The organism is Actinomyces sp. oral taxon 180 str. F0310 (genome assembly GCF_000185285.1).
In the GTDB taxonomy this organism is placed as follows: domain Bacteria; phylum Actinomycetota; class Actinomycetes; order Actinomycetales; family Actinomycetaceae; genus Pauljensenia.
In genome coordinates this window covers 1778365-1795168 of record NZ_GL622194.1, presented here as the reverse complement: position 1 = coordinate 1795168, position 16804 = coordinate 1778365, and the positions used below count along the sequence as shown (strand labels likewise).

The following is a 16804-nucleotide window of genomic DNA, read 5'->3' as shown; positions in this document are numbered from 1 at the left end:
ACCAATAGCTTCTACCAGGTGCTGTCGGCTGAGGCGTACTCCAAGCACGGCTTCAACGTCTCCGGGGTGATCTTCGATGAGCTGCACACCCAACCAAACCGGGCCCTGTTCGACGTCATGACCAAAGGGTCTGGTGACGCCCGCACCCAGCCCCTGTATTTCCTGATCACCACCGCGGGGACAGACACCCACAGCGTGTGTTTCGAGCAGCACCAGAAAGCCAAAGACCTACTCGCCGGCAAAGAGGTCGACCCCACGTTCTACCCGGTCGTGTACGGGGCTGATCCCGAGGACGACTGGCTCGACGAGAACGTGTGGAGGAAGGCCAACCCGTCGCTGGGGGTGACGGTCCCGATCGACAAAGTCCGCGCCACCGCACACAGTGCACGCATCAACCCAGCCGAAGAAAACAGCTTCCGCCAACTCCGCCTGAACCAATGGGTGAAACAGTCCATCCGATGGACGCCCATGCACATCTGGAACCAGAACAACCAGCCCGTCGATCTGGCTGACCTCGAGGGGCGAGTACTACGGCGGCCTCGACCTGGCGAGCACCACGGACATCACGGCGTTCGTGCTTGTGTTTCCACCAGACGAGAGCATGGATGCGTCCAGGGTGTGCCGTGGTTCTGGATCCCAGAAGAAGGCATGACCGCTAGGGTGAACCGTGATCGGGTGCCCTATGACCTGTGGGCCAAGAAGGGCCTCATCCAGGTCACCGACGGCAATGTCGTCCACTACGGGGCCATTGAGGCCGCCATCGAGGAACTCGGGGAACGCTTCAATATCCGCCAGATCGCGTTCGACCGGTGGGGCGCGACCCAAATGAGCCAGAACCTAGAGGACGCCGGCTTCACCGTCGTCCCCTTTGGGCAGGGGTTCAAGGACATGAGCCCACCCTCCAAGGAGTTCATGAAGCTCGCCCTGGAGGGTCGGCTGCATCACGGCGGGAACGAGGTGCTGGCATGGATGGTCGACAACATCCACATCCGCACCGACCCTGCCGGCAACATCAAACCTGACATAGCCAAATCCACCGAGACAATCGACGGAGTCGTCGCGACCATCATGGCCCTCGACCGAGCTAACCGAAACGGCGGACAACACAACGAATCCGTCTACGACTCGCGCGGCATGTTGGTGCTGTAAGCGGGCTAGAGGTCGAGGTGTTCGACTGGGACGGGCTCGGCTTTGCCCTGTAGCTTGGTGACGATCTCGGCATCGAGCTGCGTGCGGAGTTCTTCCCACGTGTCAGCGACGAAGAGTGCGTAGGTGGGCTGCCACCACTCGTTGCCGTTCGCGATGTCGGCCCAGGTTTCTTCGTTCAGGTGAGCGCTTGCCTGCCACGCCACCGCGGAGCGCTTGGTGACCGCGATCTTGTCTTTCGGGGTGGCGTAGGCACGGTAGACGGTTTCTCGTCCCTCACGCACGTATGCGACGCGGCTCAAGCGGCGCCCTTGGAAGGCAACGACAACAGGCTTTCCGTCTCGTTCGATTTCAACACGAACTTCCTCGAATTCAGTGCTGCCTGACATGTCGTACCTCGCTAACTGCTGCTTATTTCTCCGAGGAGCACTCTATGGGCCTGAATACATGGATACGAAACCATGCTACGCACAAGGCCACCGACCAGACCCTGGGTTCATCCTACAGCTTCCTGTTCGGGCCCGCGAGTAGCGGCCGTGCGGTGACGGAGCGCTCCGCTATGCAGATGACCGCGGTGTACTCGTGTGTGTGGATTCTGGCCGAGGCGATTGGGGGCCTGCCGTTGCACGTGTACCGGGTGCGGGCCGATGGTGGAAAAGAGAAAGCCCTGGATCATCCGCTCTACCGGCTCCTGCATGATGAACCCAACCCGTAGATGACGAGCTTCGTGTTCCGGGAAACCCTCATGACCCACCTGCCGTTGTGGGGCAACGCTTACGCCCAGGTGATCCGCAACGGTCGCGGCGAGGTCTCGGCTTGTATCCGTTAATGCCCAACCGCATGGCGGTGTGCCGCGACAGTGCTGGCCGGTTGTATTACGAGTATCAGCGCACCACGGACGAGCCCCCAAACGCCCGGTATGAGCGGGTGATCCTGCCACCGTCTGAGGTGCTGCACATCCCCGACCTCGGGTTTGACAGGCTGGTGGGTGATAGACCGATTGCGATGGCGAAGAACGCGATCGGTATGGCCCAGGCCTGTGAAGACTACGGGGCATCCTTCTTCGCCAACGGGGCAGCCCCCGGAGGCGTCCTCGAACATCCCGGAGTCATCAAAGACCCAGCCAGAGTGCGCGAGTCATGGACAGTGACGTTACCCCCCACCCAAACACCGCAGCATCCTCGCTACATAACGGTGGCATTGAGTAGCGTCCCGCTGAGATCAGCGATGCCTCTCACCGGACTCATCGACAAGCAGATGAAACCAGTGCCACCACCGTCGGGAGACACAGGCAGCTGGATGAAACCCCCAGCACCTCTGTCGGTGAAAACGTCCCCTAAAACAGCCGTTTATGGTCAACAGAGGTGCCACCGGTTTCAATCCGAGGCGAGAAAGCACCAACAAAGGTGCCAACGGTTGTACCCCAGAGATAAGAAGCACCAACAAAGGCACCACCAGTTTCACCCCAGTGCAAGAAAGCCTGACAAGGTGTCAGAGGATTCAACCCATCGGGACGGATCAACCCGATCAGAAGGTGTTGAATGTTCCTGATCGGGTGCACACCTCACCCCAACAAGCATTGTCGTGAGTGTGGAGGCCACAAGCCACTCGTTGCGCCCTGGACAGTACCGAGGCCCGACCACGACACTCGTCGGCGGCGGCCTGGCCAGGTGAAGCTCGGGCGGCTCGACCTGGCCATGGGGCCCTTGGATGGCGAATGCCAGGAGGACCGATCCTTCTCACGTAGGAAGGAAGCACGCGGATAGGTTGCGACGATGCGAATAGGTTATCGCGATGCGGATAGGTCAATAAGCTATCCGCATCCTCATAACCTATCCATATAGCAATATCCTATCCGCGTACATAACCCATCGGCGTGCAAAACCCACTCCGGAGCGCCGCTCCTTCGCCGCGCGAACCAACAGCCCACCATTACGACGCCTCACATGGCGACATACCCCGCGCGCCCCGAGGCTCCAGCCTCACAGTCGCTGGCAGGCTCCCGATCCGGATAGAAGATAACAATCTGGATAGGTTATGACGTTCTGAATGGGAACGTAACCGATCCAGAACGCACACCCCGCCCGAAACAGGAGCACCACGAGGCTTGCACACCCCCTGCGCTCCAAGTAGCCAGTCGCTGGGCCGCGCCGCGGTGGCGGCGAGTGGCGGCAAGGCCAGGCTTCGAGACGGCGCACCGAGCCACACACCAGCAACCAGGCCCCACTGGTGTGGAGGGCGCCGGAGGGACCTGCCGCAGTGCCGGTGGGCGGTGGCGGGGCCTGGCCGGGCTTCGAGCCGACGCGCCGAGCGAAGCTCGCAGCGCGGGCGGCTCGCGGGCGGGCCGCCGCCCACCGGCACACACAGCAGCCGGGACCAGCACCCGGAACACCAGCAGCGCCACACGTCAGGCGGCACCACACGCAACGCAAACGCGCGGCAGCCCGCCGGGCCGCCGCGCGTTCACACAGTCAGTGGAACGCTCAGCGCAGCCCCTGCGCGACAACCTCGGCGACCTGGACGGCGTTCAGGGCAGCGCCCTTACGCAGGTTGTCACCGGAGACGACCAGGACGAGTCCGCGATTGCCGGGAACAGCCTGATCCTGGCGGATACGCCCGACGAGGACCTCGTCACGACCGGCCGCCTCAAGCGGCGTCGGTACCTCCACGACGCGCACCCCGGGGGCTCCCGCCAGGATCTGGCGCGCCTTATCGGGCGTGATATCACCGGCAAACTCCGCGTGAATGGTCAGCGTGTGGCCCGTGTAGACCGGGACCCGCACGCACGTGCCCGACACCGCGAGGTCGGGCACGTGAAGGATGCGGCGAGACTCGTTGCGCAGCTTCTGTTCCTCGTCGGTCTCCTCGCTGCCGTCCTCGACGATCGAGCCGGCCAGGGGCACCACGTCGAAAGCGATGGGGGCGACGTAGACACCCGGGGCGGGCAGGGTGACCGCGCGACCGTCCAGCGCCAGGCCAGCCAGATCCTGCTTGACACCGGCCTCGATCTGCCCGGTCAGCTCGGCAACGCCGGCGCGACCCGAACCCGAGACGGCCTGATAGGAGGACACGAAGAGGCGCTTCAGGCCGCCCGCCGCGTCCGCGAGAGGCCCCAGCACGGGCATGGCCGCCATGGTCGTGCAGTTGGGATTGGCGATGATGCCCTTGGGACGATCCTCGACGTCCCCGGGGTTGACCTCCGAGACGACCAGGGGGACCTCGGGATCCTTGCGCCACGCCGACGAGTTATCGACGACGACCGCGCCTGCTGCCGCGAACTTCGGCGCGTACTCACGCGAGGCTGTGGCGCCGGCGGAGAACACGGCGATGTCGATGCCCGAATAGTCGGCCGTCGCTACGTCCTCGACGACGACTTCCTCGCCCTTCCACGTCAGGGTCGTTCCGGCGCTACGCGCGGACGAGAAGAAGCGAATCGTCTCGACCGGGAAGTCACGTTCCTCCAGCAGGGTACGCATGACGCGCCCAACCTGGCCGGTCGCGCCGACAACGGCGACATTGAATCCACTCATGGTGCTCTCCTTATTGTTGTGCGCGCGCCCATACGACGGGGCGAACGCGGGGTGAAATCTGCGGCGACAAGACCCGCGACCGGGGTGACCGGGCGCAGCGGCGGTCCCAACGTGCGGGGCGCCGCAAGCCCGCGCGGGGCACCAGGCGACGCCCGCCCGATCCCGTCGCCTCGTCAGCGTCCGGTGCCCCCGTAGACGACGGCCTCGGTCTCGGAGGCGTCCAGGCCGAAGGCGGTGTGGACGGCCTTCACGGCGCGGTCCAGGTCATCCAGGCGTGTCACCACCGAAATGCGAATCTCCGAGGTGGAGATCAGGTCGATGTTGATGCCGGCCTCGGAAAGGGCGCCGAAGAGGCGGGCCGAGACGCCCGGGTTCGTGCGCATGCCGACGCCGACGAGGCTCAGCTTGCCGATGTTCGGGTTGTAGCGCAGCTCGTTGAAACCAATCTCGCCGCGGTGAGCCTCAAGAGCGTCGAGAGCCTTTTGGGCGTCTCCCTCGGGCAGCGTAAAGGTGATGTTCGCCTTGGTCGGGTCCGAGATCGGCAGGTTTTGAACAATCATGTCGATGTTCGCCCCCACCTCGGCGACGACGGCAAACACTCGCGCCGCGACACCGGGGCTGTTGGGAACGTCGGTGACGGTGATCTTGTCCTGCGAGCGGTCGTGGGCGATGCCGGAGATGACGGGCTTTTCCATGGCGTTCTCCTCTGGGGACTTCAGGGCGGCGTCGGGCACGAGGCCCTTGAGTTCGGGGTTTGCGGGAGCATCCGAGATCCACGTCCCGTTCTTCTCCGAGAACGAGGAACGCACGTGCAGGGGCACCCCGTAGCGGCGGGCGAACTCGACCGCCCGCAGGTGAAGGATCTTCGCTCCGTGCGCGGCCATCTCGAGGGTCTCCTCCTGGGTCAGGGTGCGCAGGCGGTGCGCCTTGGGAACAATACGCGGGTCAGCGGAGAAGAGGCCGTCGACGTCGGTGTAGATCTCGCACACATCGGCGTGGAGCGCGGCGGCCAGAGCGACGGCCGTCGTGTCGGAGCCTCCCCGGCCCAGGGTCGTCACGTCGTCGTCCTTGGAGATGCCCTGGAACCCGGCGACGATCGCCACCTGGCCGTCCTTAACGGCTCGGGCGACGCGCTCGGGAACCATGCCGATGATCTGCGCGGCGCCGAAGCGGCTATCGGTCTGGATACCGGCCTGCGCACCCGTGTAGGCGCGCGCCTCAACGCCCAGCTCGTTGACGGCCATGGCCAGCAGCGCCATCGAGATGCGTTCGCCCGCGGACAGGAGGATGTCCATCTCGCGCTTGGGGGGCTTCGAGGTCACGGATGCCGCAGCGTCGAGCAGGTCGTCGGTCGTGTCGCCCATGGCCGATACGACGACGACGACGCGGTGCCCCGCGTTGTGCGTGTCCACGATGCGCTGGGCGACGCGCTTCATGGCCTCGGCGTCGGCGACGGAGGAGCCGCCGTACTTTTGCACAATCAGTGCCACTGAACCCTCATTTCTGTCGGTGCGCCAATCCACGCACGGTCGGGTGGCCTGCACCACCACGACAATCTTATGGCTGCGCGCCGATCACGCCCAAGAAAACCGCATTGTGGGCGGTGAGATAAGACGCGCCAGGATCGGCATCCGCACGCACGCCTCGCCGGGCGCGCCGAGCCCTTGCCGAGCCACGGTCCGCCCCGGGGAAAGGCGCATCCCGCCGTCAGGCCGAAGGCAGCGTCACGTCGATGACGGTGCCGGACTCGGAGTCGACGAGGCACACCCGCCCGCCCATGGCGCGCGCCAGGGAATCGACAATCGACATGCCCAGGCCCGAGGAGCCGTGACCGTCGCGCGTGCGGGAGGAATCCCCGCGCACGAAGCGGTCGAAGACACGCTCGCGGATCGCCTCGGGGATGCCGGGACCGTCGTCTGCCACTCGGATCGTGATCGTGGACGAGGCCGGGGCTCGCGCGCCCGCCGCGCCACTCGTTTCGTCGACCCCGGGGGAGGAGCGAAGCCTCGGCGAGTCCTCCCCGAGGACGGAGACGACGACCCGGGTACCGGCGGGCGTGTGGACCCGAGCATTCGTGAGCAGGTTCGTGAGGATCTGACGCACCGCCGCCTCGTCTCCCAGGACCGGCTCCTGGGCGGCCGATCCCAGCTCCCAGGTGTGGTCGGGGCACAGGACGTGCGCGTCGGAGAGGGCATCCAGGACCAGGGGGATCACCTCGACCCGGTCGCGTGCCAGGGAACGGTCGTCATCGAGGCGGGCCAGCGTCAGGAGCTCCTCGACCAGCGTGGCCATGCGCGCCCCCTCGGAGGAGATCCTCTCGAGCGCCTGGCTCCGGGATGCCTCGTCAATGTCGCGACGGGCCAGCTGCGCATACCCCTGCACGGAGGCCAGCGGGGTGCGCAGCTCGTGGGAGGCATCGGCGACGAACTGGCGGAGCTTCGTCTCGCTGCGTGCCCTGCGCTCCATGCCGTCTTCGACGGCGTCAATCATCGCGTTGAAGGCACCTGCCACCTCGGCGACCTCGACGGGGCCGGACACCGCCGCGTCGCCCACACGCGTCAGCGCCTGCGCGTCATCGGCCAGGTCTCGCCGCGCAATGTCGGCGGCGGCCTCGCGCACGACTGAGAGGGGGCGCAGCTCGCGGCGCACCCACGCGCGTCCGATCAGGCCGGCGCCGAGCGCCACGCACAGGGACAGGACGAGCTCGACCGCGACGAGCATCCACACCACGTTGTCCACGCTGTCGGTCTGGCGGCCCACGAGGATCGTTCTCGTGTCGAAGACCTGGGAGACGACGCGGAAGGTCCCCCACCCCGGCAGGTGCACGGTGTGAGGGAGCGCGTCCGCGGGCACGGACTCCAGGACCTCCAGGGCCTCATCGTCGAGGTAGCGCAGCGCGAAGTTCGTGACGATCGCTCCTGCCGCCTCCCCGTCCTCGCTGACGTACTGCAGGGTCCCGTCCGCGACGCCGGATCCGCCGAAGCCGGGCCCGCCGGGATTCCCGGGGCCGCGGCGGCCGGGCCCCGCGGGAAGAATCGCGCCGTCGGCCCCGCCGTGTTCGCCGGACTGCGCCTCACTCGCCTCGCCGTCGTCATCCTCGGAGTCGGCGTCGTCGATATCCAGGTGTTCGTCGGCGCGCTGCGAGAGCCGATGCAACTCGGAGTCCACGTCGGCGAGCATCCACGAGCGCATGACCAGCGTGGAGCTGAGCGCCATGACCGCCAGCGCCAGGGCGACGCAGGCCGTGAGCGCGCGGGAGAGTCGCCCGGCCAGGGACACGCGCCTGGTCACCGGGGTTCCCTCATGATGTAGCCAGCGCCTCGCACCGTTCGGATCAGGGCGGGTCGACCCGAGTCGATCTTCTTGCGCAGGTAGGAGATGTACAGTTCAACGACGTTGACCTGGCCGCCGAAATCGTAGCTCCACACGGCGTCGAGAATCCTCTGCTTGGACAGGACGATCCCCACGTTTTCCATCAGAAAGCGGAGCAATTCGAACTCGGTGTTCGTTAACGTGATGTTCTCGCCGCCGCGACTGACATCGTGCGACTCCACGTTGAGGGTCAGATCGGCCACCGTGAGCACGGTGGAACGAGTCTGCTGGGCGCGCCCGGAGCGACGCAGCAGCGCCTGCACGCGGGCCGCGACCTCGTCAAGGTCGAAGGGCTTGGTGACGTAGTCGTCGGCGCCGGCTCGCAGGCCGGACACCCGGTCGGCGACCGCGTCGCGGGCGGTGAGAAACAGGACGGGCATGTGCGGGTCATGGGCGCGCAGACGTTCCAGGGTCTCCAAGCCGTCCATGCGCGGCATCTGCACGTCAAGGATCACGACATCGGGATGAAAGCTCGCCGCCTTTGCCAGCGCATCGAGGCCGTCCGAGGCCGTCGCCGTCTCCCACCCCTCGTGGCGAAGCGCCTGTGAGAGCAGGTCCGCCAGCATCGCCTCGTCGTCGACAACCAGCACGCGGGGCGTGCAGTTCCTCTCTTGCGTCACCTTCGCGACCTCCTCATCCGTCGGACGGTTTCACTGACGATTGTGTCAGACCGGGCGGCGTCCTCCCTGCGGACGCGGCGCGAGTGCGTCAACGCGGGCGGCTACAGTCTCCGGCGTCCCTCCAGGGCGCGGCCCAGGGTGACCGAGTCAGCGTACTCCAGGTCTCCGCCCATCGGTAGCCCCATCGCCAGGCGCGAGGTTTCGACGCCCATCGTGGAGAGCATTCGCGCCAGGTAGGCGGCCGTAGCCTCGCCCTCGACGTTGGGGTTGGTAGCCAGGATCACCTCGGTGACCGTGCCGTCCGCGAGGCGGCTCATGAGGGAGGCAATGTTGAGCTGGTCGGGGCCGATTCCGTGAATCGGGTCGATCACCCCACCCAGCACGTGGTAGCGTCCGCGGAAGACGCGAGCACCCTCGATGGCCTGGATGTCCTTCGGTTCCTGAACGACGCAGATCTGGCTGGGGTCGCGGCGAACGTCCCTGCAGATCGAGCACTGGTCGTCCTCGGTGAGATTCGCGCACACGTCGCAGTGACGGACCCGGCCGCGCACCGCATTGATGGCCTCCACCAGGCGCGCAACCTCTTCCGGGTCGGCGTCCAGGACGTGCATCGCCATGCGTTGGGCCGACTTCGGGCCTATTCCGGGTAGCTGACCGAACTGGTCGATCAGGTCCGCCAGGGCTCCGTCATACATGTCAGTATCCTCCCTCGGTCATCTTCTCTTCGATGACGCGTCCGCCCAGGATCTCCAGGACGGCTGCCAGGCCGATCGTCTGCGAGGTCTCAATGTTCTCGTCGTCGATGCTGGCGCTGTCGTCCTCGGCCGCATGGGTGCGCACGCCGGCGGCCTCGCCGTCGCTGCGCTCCCTGGCGCGCAGGGCGGCCTCCGCGGCGGCGCGTCCCCGCAGCGGCGCGTCGAGAGCGTCGGCCCGCTCCGTTGCACCATCGAGCTGCCCGCTCGCCACCGGGCCGGCGGGCGCCGCGCGTACGGGGGCCGAGGCGAGCCAGGCGGGCGCACTCGTGGCGGCGTCATCCGGCGTTGCCTCACCCGCGCCGACGGTGGCCGCCTCGGCCGAGGGGGGCTCGCCGCCGGGATCGTCAAAGGAGACGGGGGCACCTCCTGGGATGACGATCGGATCGTCCCAGCCCGTCGGGGTGATGGGCGCGCGAGGGGCCGTCTCGATGGGGGTGTCGTCAAAGGCGGGGGGCCGATTCGACGCATCCTCGACGCTGACCGGCGTGGGAGACTCACCCTCCTGCGGATCGCCCGGGTAGCGAAAGACCGTGAAGGAGTGCTTGCGCTCGGAGGAAGGGGCGGGTGCGGGGTGGGCGTCGCCTGCGGGAGCGTCCGCGAGCGCACGGATGGCCCTGGCGGGCAGGGCGCCAGACCCTCGGCGTTCTTCTCGCGACGAGGCCGCTTCCGGCTCCGCGTCTGCTGTCACCCGTTGGATGGGTTGCACCGCCGCTGGCTGCGGCCATCCGACGTCCCGGGGTTCTTCGGTCGCCGGGGGCGTCTGCTCGCCTCCGGGGGTGCGTGCGGGCTGCGGCCATGGCTGCGCCTGGGGCGCGTGCGTTTCCTCGTGAGCCGCCTCGGCGGCGGCGCGATCAAAAGGGGGCGGCTCCGACACCCACGCATCAGCCTGGGGCGGGCGGGGCTGGTTGCCCGCGCGAGAGGCCTGAGCCGACGGCCCCGTCGTGGCCGTCCCGCCCGACGCTTGCCCCACCTGAGCGATGACGGCGAGCGACAGTCCCGTGACTTCGCGGATGGCTTCCTCGACCTCGGTCGCACGCGGGCCGCGCGCGAAGGCGGCGACCATGGCGTCAACCGGGAAGAGGAGGACCGCGGTGGATCCGTCGACGGCCCCCAGCTGCGCGTTGACCCCGACCAGCGACCAGGCGACTCGGCTGATGGACTTCAGGTGCTCCAGGACCTCGTTCCAGCGGCCGCGCAGCATGTCCGCATCGCGCCCGGCGCTGCGCGCTGGAGGCGCGCCCGTTTCGCCGCCCTGCTCGGCGGTTGGCTCCGGGCCGCGCGGCGCGGGCGCTCCGCCACGCTCGGGCGGGGATTGCCGAACCGGCTCTGCCGGCTGCGCTGTAGCCTGCGGGCGTACGGGCTCAGATGCCGTGCCGCCTCGCTCTGGCGCGCGCCCCTCCGGTCCGGCCGAGGCCTCCTCGGGGGCGGTGGGGGTTGGCGCCGGGGATGACCAGTCGGGGCCGCCACCCCAGGCGGGCCCGCCTTGAGCGGGGGCGGCGGGCGTGGAGGAAACAGCGGCAGGCGTCGCGGTGGCCTCGGCGCGCTCCTGCTTCTTGCGAGCCAGCGCCTCGCGGGCCTCACGCGCGCCAAAACGTCCGCCGGAGGACTGCGGGGAGGGCGAGGGCTGCGCCTCGCGGGGGGCTCCGCCTCCCGCCATTCCGACCGTTCCCTGGACGGGCGCGTGGCCGACCTCGGGCGCGGGCACGAGAATGCGCCCCATCAGGAGCTCCAGTTGCAGGCGGGGCGAGGTGGCCCCCGTCATGGCGCGCAGGGCCTCGTCGGTTAGGTCGGCGGCGCGCGACAGCCCGTGGGGACCCCAGTTCTGTGCCTGGCGCTGCATGCGTTCGAATTGGTCCGAGGGCGTGTCTGCGAGGACGTCGCGCGCGCCGTCCCCGGCGACCGCGATGATGAGCAGGTCCCTGAGGCGCTGCAGGAGGTCCTCGACGAAGCGACGCGGGTCGTGCCCGGACTCCACCATTCGCTCGACGACGCGGAACGCGGCCGCACCGTCCCCGCCGGCCAGGGCATCAACGGATTGGTCCAGCAGGGCCGAGTCGGTGTATCCGAGCAGCGCGACCGCCGTCTGGTAGGTGACTTCGCCGTGAATCGCACCGGCCATCAGCTGGTCCAGGACCGATAGCGTGTCACGAACCGACCCGCCGCCCGCGCGCATCACGAGCGACAGGACGCCTTCCGTGACTCGCACGCCCTCCTCCCGGCACAGGCCGCCCAGGTAGGGGCCCAGCACGTCGGGTGGGACCAGGCGGAAGGGGTAGTGGTGGGTGCGCGAACGAATCGTGCCGATCACGCGTTCCGGTTCCGTCGTGGCGAACACGAACTTGACGTGCTCGGGGGGTTCCTCCACCAGCTTCAGCAGGGCGTTGAAGCCCTGGTTCGTCACCATGTGGGCCTCGTCGATGATGAAGATCTTGTAGCGGTCCCTTACGGGCGCAAACGTCGCCCTCTCGCGAAGATCACGCGCGTCGTCAACGCCGCCGTGGGAGGCCGCGTCGATTTCCACGACGTCCAGGGAGCCCGGACCGCCGGTGGCGAGCTCCCGGCAGGAAGCGCACTGCCCGCAGGGCTTGTCGGTGGGCCCCTGCGCGCAGTTGAGGCAGCGCGCCAGGATGCGCGCCGACGTGGTCTTACCGCACCCGCGCGGGCCCGAGAACAGGTAGGCGTGTGTCACGCGATTGGCGCGCAGCGCCGCCTTCAGCGGCTCCGTCACGTGTTCCTGGCCGATCACCTGGTCGAAGGTGTCGGGGCGATACCGGCGGTACAGAGCAGTGGTCACCCCTCCAGGGTAGTGGGTGACGTCGGCGTTTGCGTGTCGCCGCAGGCGGACGCCGACGCATCGCGGCACGCGTGGCTCCGCTCCGCACCGCCTACGCGAGGCGGCCTTCCTCCATCGACAGGCTGCGATCCGCAAACCTGTCGGCCTCGGGCTCGTGCGTGACGATCAGGACCGCCGCCCCACGGTCGGCGGCTTCACGCAGGAGGCGAAGAACGACCCCCGTGTTTGCCGAGTCGAGGCCCGCCGTGGGCTCATCGGCGAGAACGATGCTCGGCTCCATGAGGAGGCCGCGGGCGATGGCCATTCGGCGTAGCTCACCGCCGGATAACTCCTGCGGCTTGGCTTCGGCCAGGTCCGACAGTCCAACCGTCTCGAGCAGTTCCTCGGCACGGCTGCGGGGCAGGTCCGCTCCGCCGTAGAGAACGGAGGGCAGGAGCACGTTCTCGAGAACGCTGAGGCTACGCAGGGCCGTGTGCCCCTGGGGGATGAAGCCGATCCTCTCGTTGCGCAGGCGGGAGAGTTCCCGGTCCGCCAGGCGATAGAGGTCCGTCCCTTCGACTGCGACGGTTCCTGCGGTTGGGGCGAGCATTCCGGCCAGCATGTTGAGGAGCGTGCTCTTGCCGCTGCCGGAGTGCCCGGTGATCACCGTCAGCTCCGCGGCGTCGAGTCCGAGGTCCGCCGGGTGAACCGCGACGAAAGACCTGCTGCCTCTGCGTGCGCGCGCAAACTCCTTGGTCACGCCCGTTGCTTCGATCAGCACGTCACTCCCCTTCCTTCAGCAGCGATCCGGCGTCCATCACTCTGATGCTTCGCACCGATATCCACGAGGCCACGAGAGCTACCACTGCGATCGCGGCCAGCGAGGCCACGGCCAGGAGAGCCATCGTGGAGATCGGCGGGACGAGGAATCCCGTGCCGATCGTCTGGCGAACCAGGCCCGAGAAGGAGGCGATGAGGACCCCGGAGATCACGATGCCGGCGACGCCTCCGATCGCGTTGACGGTCAGGGACTCGGCGAGGATGATCCGTGAGACGAGGCCTCGGTGCGCCCCGGCGACGATCAGGGACGCGAACTCTCGTTTCCTCTCGATGATCATCATGACGAAGATCAGGGTGATCATGAGCAGTCCGACGCCCCAGACGAGGGCGATGAGGGTCACGACCGTGCGTGACGTCGCCTCGAGGCTCTGCGCGATGCCGCTCACCATGCGCGTCGAGGTTGTCACGCTCACCCCTGGAACGCTCCGTTCGATGTCGGCTGCCACGGCGTCGATGTCGCGGCCGGGAGCCACCTTGACCATGACGGAGGAGATGATGTCGTCGGTGTCCAGGCTCGTGTACTTGTTGAGTCCCTTGCGCAGCGAGGAGTCAATGAGGATCTTCGCGGTGTCGAAGTTCGTGTAGACGGCGTTGTCGAGGGTCGATCCGGTCGGGTCGAACTTTCCGACGACGTGGAGCCGCTGGCCGAAGAGCGCGAAGTTGTCCGTGTCGTAGACGCTGACGTTGGCGCCCACGATCACGTCCATGTGTCCGAGCTGCGCCTGTCCGACCGAGTCGGCGATCCAGGGTTGGACGGTGAAGTCGCTGCCCGGATCGAAGGCGATCACCTGGTATCTGCCCGAGCAGCAGCTCGCGCGCGCGGAGGCAAGGAAGAGCTGGGGCGAGGATGACTGGACCCCGTCGACGGCGGCGACGGCCTCGCTCGTGGACGTCGGCATGTAGAAGTAGGAGGCCTCAGCGTGCACGAGGAATGACTGCGCATCGAAGTCGTTGCCCGCGTCCGCGGGGGTCACCATGATGTCGGCCCCCAGGCGCGACTGGACCGTCGCAAGGCCCCGTTCGATCCCCTGAACGAGCATCGTTCCACCGAAAATCGTCATCGTCATGAGCGCGGAGAACAGCACGAGGGTCCCGGTCCGCACCGGGTAGCCGCGCAGGTTCATCCACGGAAGTCGCCTCAACGACAGCATGTTCGTTCCTCCTCGATCCGCGGCGCCTAGGCCGGCACCAACTTCTGGCCCTGGGGGATGGCGCCCACCCTCCTCAGGGCGAGACGGGTTCCCACGACGCCGGCCGCGACCACGACAACGATAGCGACGCCGGCGAAGGAAAGCACTCGAGCAACGCTCGACGCGCCGCCGACGGGCGCACCGGCAACGAGCGGGAGCAAGGCGGCGGCGACCAGGACCCCGCCGCACGCTCCCACCAGGTGAATGAGCGCGGACTCGCCCGTCATGACCCTTGCGATCGCCCCGCGCGAGGCTCCGACGGAGCGCCACACGTACACTTCTGCCTCGCGCTCGTTCATCAGCGTGAACTGGGCGACGATCAGGGCGATCAGCAGGAGGAGCCAGGAGGCTCCGAGTACGCCGATAGTGACCCCGCGTTGAGAACCGATGCTTGAAGCCGTGTCCACGAGGGCCTCGTCGCTTCTGACGGCGGTCACCTTACGCACGTAGAGGTTGATCCAGTTCGTCACGCTCTGGACGCTCTCCGCGTCGCTCACTCTCACGAGGGCAGCCGAGTAGTCCCTACCCGGCTGGACGGAGGCGTACTCCCCCGCTCCCGCCTCGACCGCGTCGCCGATGATGCTCTCCAGGGTGTCCATGCTCACGAAGACGGCGTCGTCCAGCTCGGTCCCGGTTTCCGCGAGGCGCGAGCTCACCGCCCGGGGTGTGCCGAAGAGCGGGACAGTCCCATCCTCGCCTTGAGCGACCTTGGCTCCGGCGGCGATCGTCCCCGGGGCGAGTTCGCGCGAGGTGCCGCGCTCCATCCACGGGGAGAGAGCGAAGTCCGTCGCCGGGTCGAATCCCACGATCCACAGGGTCTCGCCGGTGGGCAGGGTGTCGGCGACGTAGAGCTGGTAGGTGATCTCCGCGATGTCCGGGTTGTAGCGCGTCCGATCCAGGGCGCTTCTCCCCTGGTGGCACCGCACGGGGGTGCCGATCATCACCAGGCGCTTCCGTTCGACCTGATTGAGGCACGCGGTCGGATAGATGACGAGGTCGGCCCCGAGGCGCTCCTCGGCGAGCGCAAGCTCGCTCCTCATGCCGTCGGCCATGACGAGGCCCGCCAGTAAACAGGCTGCCTGCGCGAGGGCGAGGAACGCCAGGATCGCCGCCCGGACGGGGTGCGCGCCGATGTTCTTGAGCGGGATGCGGCGCAGCGAGAGTGCGCCGCTCATCGCACGCTCCCATCGGCCTTGGCGATGCTGATCCACAGGGCGGGGCGCGCCCCGTACTGTGCGTCAACGTTCGCTCCGCTGATCATCGGCTTGCCCGAGGCGTCAACGAATTGGGCGGCGAATCCGTAGGTGCCGGGGGAACGCAGCCACCAGTCGACCGTTCCGTCCTCGGTGACGGACAGTGCCCCGGAGGCGGCGTACTCGGTTGCGGCGGCGGCGCTCACGTCACTTCGGCTCGCTCCGGGGGCCAGGTAGATGAGCGCCTCGGTCTCGCTGAGCGCGAAGACGCGGTCGTCGGTGTCGGCGCCCCCCGGCGCCCCCGTGACTGATTGGTCGCTGTTCTCGTTGTGCACGGTTCGCACGATGGTCTGCTGCGCGGGGGTAAAGGCTTGCGCGTAGAAGAAGCCGTTCATCCACTCGCGAAGATCGCTGTTCTCCCACGTGACTTCTTCGAAGGGCACGTGGTGGTATTGGCGCCCCTCCAGGCAGTCGGCGCTGAGCAGGAGGACCTGGTCGTCGATTCGATCGAGGACAATCCACCGTATCGCTTCGGGGCCGTTGGCCGTGTTGTTGTCCTGCTCGTAGGAGCCGAAGGTGACCGTATCCCCCGGGGCGACCGAGCGGTACGGGAGGGCGGGGTCCTCCTCGACGAGGCCGCGTGCGCGCTCGGCGGCGTCGGAGTATCCTCCCAGCGCGGTGAAGACCTCGTAGGCGCCCTGGGTGTCGCCGGCCTCGGCCAGGCGCCTCGCCTCCTCGTAGCGCGACCGCCTGTGGTGGGTGAAGGCGGCCACGGCGAGGGCGCACACGAGGAGGACCGCCGTGATGACGACGGTCTTGGAACGGACAGTGGTCATGGCTGCGCCACCGACTCCCGCGTGCAGGGGTTCCTCGGGTTCAGGCGGCCTTGCCTTTCCTCAGCGACTTCACCAGCGCGACGATTCCGGAGCCGGAGACGAGGACGGACATGATCCTCACGAAGGGCTGGAAGACCGTGTGACAGCGCATGGTCTCCATCATGCACAGGGGACAGATGATGCCGGGAATGAAGAAGACGACGACGCTGACGACGATTGCGAGGGCCTGCAGGGCAACCCTGACGGCCCTGTTCTGAACAAAACCGGCGGCACCAAACACGACGACGAGGCCCGCCGCGCTGGCGACGACGGTGTTCTGGCAGCGGTGGCACTGCATCCAGGTGCCGTCGGGACGCTGGTGGCAAGCGGAGAAGACGGTCATCCCTCCGACCACGAGTAGCGCGCTCAGGGCTGCGGGCACGAGGGGGACGACGACATCCTTCTTCGCCACGACGATCATTCCTCACATGGGGCAAGCATCGACATACTTTACAAATGTAATATAACCCTAATCACGTTAGGGCGTCAATGCACTCGCCCGCGCATCGA

Annotated in this window: 15 protein-coding genes; 3 read left to right on the top strand and 12 right to left on the bottom strand. The window is 67.5% G+C overall.

All coding sequences use genetic code 11. The annotated features are described in order from the left end of the window. A partial coding sequence (locus tag HMPREF9006_RS07620; protein WP_009213022.1) for a terminase large subunit occupies nucleotides 1-1149 on the top strand: 1149 nt, incomplete at its 5' end. Nucleotides 1150-1154: 5 nt separating this feature from the next. Here the strand turns inward: HMPREF9006_RS07620 and HMPREF9006_RS07615 are convergent. Next, nucleotides 1155-1535 (bottom strand): EXLDI protein, encoded by a 381-nt coding sequence (locus HMPREF9006_RS07615; RefSeq protein ID WP_009213021.1) that lies wholly within the window; start codon nucleotides 1533-1535, stop codon nucleotides 1155-1157. Nucleotides 1536-1579: 44 nt separating this feature from the next. On the opposite strand from HMPREF9006_RS07615, the gene HMPREF9006_RS11045 reads away from it, so the two are divergent. Next, complete coding sequence (locus HMPREF9006_RS11045) at nucleotides 1580-1861, top strand: phage portal protein (RefSeq protein ID WP_009213020.1); 282 nt, start codon at nucleotides 1580-1582, stop codon at nucleotides 1859-1861. A 113-nt stretch (nucleotides 1862-1974) separates the two neighbouring features. Continuing rightward, the gene (locus HMPREF9006_RS11040; RefSeq protein WP_009213019.1) at nucleotides 1975-2697 is read left to right on the top strand and encodes a phage portal protein; all 723 of its coding nucleotides are present in this window, start codon (nucleotides 1975-1977) and stop codon (nucleotides 2695-2697) included. Between the two features lie 932 nt (nucleotides 2698-3629). Here HMPREF9006_RS11040 and HMPREF9006_RS07605 read toward each other — a convergent pair. The 11 genes from HMPREF9006_RS07605 to HMPREF9006_RS07555 all read right to left on the bottom strand — a co-directional run bounded on the left by HMPREF9006_RS07605 (nucleotide 3630) and on the right by HMPREF9006_RS07555 (nucleotide 16715). After that, on the bottom strand, nucleotides 3630-4676 hold the full coding sequence (locus HMPREF9006_RS07605; RefSeq protein ID WP_009213018.1) for an aspartate-semialdehyde dehydrogenase: 1047 nt from the start codon (nucleotides 4674-4676) through the stop codon (nucleotides 3630-3632). A gap of 173 nt (nucleotides 4677-4849) precedes the next feature. Then, nucleotides 4850-6166, bottom strand: coding sequence for an aspartate kinase (locus HMPREF9006_RS07600; protein WP_009213016.1), 1317 nt, complete (start codon nucleotides 6164-6166; stop codon nucleotides 4850-4852). A 217-nt stretch (nucleotides 6167-6383) separates the two neighbouring features. Continuing rightward, entirely contained in the window at nucleotides 6384-7967 is a 1584-nt protein-coding gene (locus tag HMPREF9006_RS07595) for a sensor histidine kinase (protein ID WP_009213015.1), read from the bottom strand. Next, the gene (locus HMPREF9006_RS07590; protein ID WP_009213014.1) at nucleotides 7964-8668 is read right to left on the bottom strand and encodes a response regulator transcription factor; all 705 of its coding nucleotides are present in this window, start codon (nucleotides 8666-8668) and stop codon (nucleotides 7964-7966) included. Before HMPREF9006_RS07590 ends, HMPREF9006_RS07595 begins: the two co-directional genes overlap by 4 nt. A gap of 101 nt (nucleotides 8669-8769) precedes the next feature. Continuing rightward, nucleotides 8770-9363 (bottom strand): recombination mediator RecR, encoded by a 594-nt coding sequence (gene recR / locus HMPREF9006_RS07585; RefSeq protein WP_009213013.1) that lies wholly within the window; start codon nucleotides 9361-9363, stop codon nucleotides 8770-8772. A gap of 1 nt (nucleotide 9364) precedes the next feature. After that, nucleotides 9365-12217 (bottom strand): DNA polymerase III subunit gamma and tau, encoded by a 2853-nt coding sequence (locus HMPREF9006_RS07580; protein ID WP_034231449.1) that lies wholly within the window; start codon nucleotides 12215-12217, stop codon nucleotides 9365-9367. A gap of 91 nt (nucleotides 12218-12308) precedes the next feature. Next, the gene (locus HMPREF9006_RS07575; protein ID WP_009213011.1) at nucleotides 12309-12977 is read right to left on the bottom strand and encodes an ABC transporter ATP-binding protein; all 669 of its coding nucleotides are present in this window, start codon (nucleotides 12975-12977) and stop codon (nucleotides 12309-12311) included. Between the two features lies 1 nt (nucleotide 12978). Then, entirely contained in the window at nucleotides 12979-14187 is a 1209-nt protein-coding gene (locus HMPREF9006_RS07570; RefSeq protein ID WP_009213010.1) for an ABC transporter permease, read from the bottom strand. 26 nt (nucleotides 14188-14213) lie between these two features. Continuing rightward, entirely contained in the window at nucleotides 14214-15401 is a 1188-nt protein-coding gene (locus HMPREF9006_RS07565) for an FtsX-like permease family protein (protein ID WP_009213009.1), read from the bottom strand. Beyond that, the gene (locus HMPREF9006_RS07560) at nucleotides 15398-16255 is read right to left on the bottom strand and encodes a DUF6273 domain-containing protein (RefSeq protein ID WP_009213008.1); all 858 of its coding nucleotides are present in this window, start codon (nucleotides 16253-16255) and stop codon (nucleotides 15398-15400) included. Before HMPREF9006_RS07560 ends, HMPREF9006_RS07565 begins: the two co-directional genes overlap by 4 nt. Nucleotides 16256-16295: 40 nt before the next feature. Then, nucleotides 16296-16715: a DUF4418 family protein gene (locus tag HMPREF9006_RS07555; RefSeq protein ID WP_009213007.1), complete on the bottom strand. Its 420-nt coding sequence runs from the start codon at nucleotides 16713-16715 to the stop codon at nucleotides 16296-16298. Nucleotides 16716-16804: the final 89 nt, after the last annotated feature.

Coding starts and splice junctions, on each gene's coding strand:
- HMPREF9006_RS07615 (WP_009213021.1), bottom strand. CDS start 1,535: ATGTCAGGCAGCACTGAATTCGAGGAAGTTCGTGTTGAAATCGAACGA.
- recR (WP_009213013.1), bottom strand. CDS start 9,363: ATGTATGACGGAGCCCTGGCGGACCTGATCGACCAGTTCGGTCAGCTA.
- HMPREF9006_RS07570 (WP_009213010.1), bottom strand. CDS start 14,187: ATGCTGTCGTTGAGGCGACTTCCGTGGATGAACCTGCGCGGCTACCCG.
- HMPREF9006_RS07560 (WP_009213008.1), bottom strand. CDS start 16,255: ATGACCACTGTCCGTTCCAAGACCGTCGTCATCACGGCGGTCCTCCTC.
- HMPREF9006_RS11045 (WP_009213020.1), top strand. CDS start 1,580: ATGGGCCTGAATACATGGATACGAAACCATGCTACGCACAAGGCCACC.
- HMPREF9006_RS07565 (WP_009213009.1), bottom strand. CDS start 15,401: ATGAGCGGCGCACTCTCGCTGCGCCGCATCCCGCTCAAGAACATCGGC.
- HMPREF9006_RS11040 (WP_009213019.1), top strand. CDS start 1,975: ATGCCCAACCGCATGGCGGTGTGCCGCGACAGTGCTGGCCGGTTGTAT.
- HMPREF9006_RS07555 (WP_009213007.1), bottom strand. CDS start 16,715: ATGATCGTCGTGGCGAAGAAGGATGTCGTCGTCCCCCTCGTGCCCGCA.
- HMPREF9006_RS07605 (WP_009213018.1), bottom strand. CDS start 4,676: ATGAGTGGATTCAATGTCGCCGTTGTCGGCGCGACCGGCCAGGTTGGG.